At 48.7% G+C, this 978-nt stretch carries 1 rRNA gene; it reads right to left on the reverse strand.

Features of this window, described 5'->3' with window-relative positions:
- Positions 1 to 893, reverse strand: a 23S ribosomal RNA gene (locus BM739_RS19840); the annotation flags it as partial.
- Between the last annotated feature and the right edge of the window lie 85 nt (positions 894 to 978).

The following is a 978-nucleotide window of genomic DNA, read 5'->3' on the forward strand; positions in this document are numbered from 1 at the left end:
TACACTTAAGGCTAGCCCTAAAGCTATTTCGGGGAGAACCAGCTATCTCCAGGTTCGATTGGAATTTCTCCGCTACCCACACCTCATCCCCGCACTTTTCAACGTGCGTGGGTTCGGGCCTCCATTCAGTGTTACCTGAACTTCACCCTGGACATGGGTAGATCACCTGGTTTCGGGTCTACGACCACGTACTAAACGCCCTATTCAGACTCGCTTTCGCTGCGGCTCCGCCTCTTCAGCTTAACCTCGCACGGGATCGTAACTCGCCGGTTCATTCTACAAAAGGCACGCCATCACCCGTTAACGGGCTCTGACTATTTGTAGGCACACGGTTTCAGGATCTCTTTCACTCCCCTTCCGGGGTGCTTTTCACCTTTCCCTCACGGTACTGGTTCACTATCGATCACTAGGGAGTATTTAGCCTTGGGAGATGGTCCTCCCAGATTCCGACGGAATTTCACGTGTTCCGCCGTACTCAGGATACATTCAAGAGAGAACGAAGTTTCGACTACGGGGTTGTTACCCTCTACGACGGACCTTTCCAGGTCGCTTCGTCTACCTCGTTCCTTTGTAACTCCGTATAGAATGTCCTACAACCCCAAGAGGCAAGCCTCTTGGTTTGGGCTATGTTCCGTTTCGCTCGCCGCTACTCAGGAAATCGCATTTGCTTTCTCTTCCTCCAGGTACTTAGATGTTTCAGTTCCCTGGGTCTGTCTTCCWTACCCTATGTATTCAGATAAGGATACCATACCATTACGTATAGTGGGTTTCCCCATTCGGAAATCTTCGGATCAAAGCTTACTTACAGCTCCCCGAAGCATATCGGCGTTAGTCCCGTCCTTCATCGACTCCTAGTGTCAAGGCATCCACCGTGCGCCCTTTCTAACTTAACCAAACTAAAAATTAAAAAATATGAGCTACACTGTTATCTAGTTTTCAAAGAACATACCATTTGCTATTTAAAATAGCTTTTTGGTG

Source organism: Shewanella sp. UCD-KL21, assembly GCF_001957135.1.
Lineage (GTDB): Bacteria > Pseudomonadota > Gammaproteobacteria > Enterobacterales > Shewanellaceae > Shewanella.